At 43.9% G+C, this 719-nt stretch carries 1 protein-coding gene; it reads left to right on the top strand.

Annotated elements, in window-relative coordinates; translation table 11 throughout:
• Positions 1 to 719: putative Ig domain-containing protein (locus WSC_RS22085; protein WP_040394051.1), on the top strand; the 719-nt coding region annotated here is incomplete at both ends.

Genomic DNA, 719 nt, shown 5'->3' with positions numbered 1-719 from the left:
ACGATGAAGTGGGTGCACATTCAGTGGTATTGGAAGTCTCAGACGGCACTGAAACGCTGCAACAAAGTTTTACTATTACAGTTGCCAACACCAATGATGCACCAGTCATTACTTCTACCGCAGAGACCACTGCTACTGAAGATCAAGTTTATAGTTATACCTTCAGCGCAAGCGATGTGGATAGCTCGGATACTTTAACTTTATCCGCACCGACTTTACCAACTTGGTTAAGTTTTGATGCCAGCACTGGCGCACTCAGTGGCACAGCAAGCAACGACGAAGTGGGTTCACATTCTGTGGTATTAACTGTCACAGACGGCACGGAAACGCTGCAACAAAGCTTTACCATAACGGTGTCTAATACTAATGATGTACCAGTCATTACTTCCACCGCAGTGACCACAGCGAATGAAGATCAAGTGTATAGTTATACTTTCAGCGCAAGCGATGTGGATAGTTCAGATACTTTAACTTTATCCGCACCAACTTTGCCAACATGGTTAAGTTTTGATACAAGCACAGGTGTACTTAGTGGTACAGCAAGTAACGATGAAGTGGGTTCACATTCAGTAGTATTAGCAGTAACCGACGGTACGGAAACGCTGCAACAAAGCTTTACCATAACGGTGTCTAATACTAATGATGCGCCAGTGATTACTTCAACGGCAGTGACCACTGCCAATGAAGATCAAGTTTATAGTTATACCTTCACCGCAACT

Source organism: Catenovulum agarivorans YM01 (assembly GCF_000281085.1).
In the GTDB taxonomy this organism is placed as follows: Bacteria; Pseudomonadota; Gammaproteobacteria; order Enterobacterales; family Alteromonadaceae; genus Catenovulum; species Catenovulum agarivorans.
Note: the sequence above shows the minus strand (reverse complement) of the source record. Positions and strands in the feature narration are given on the sequence as shown.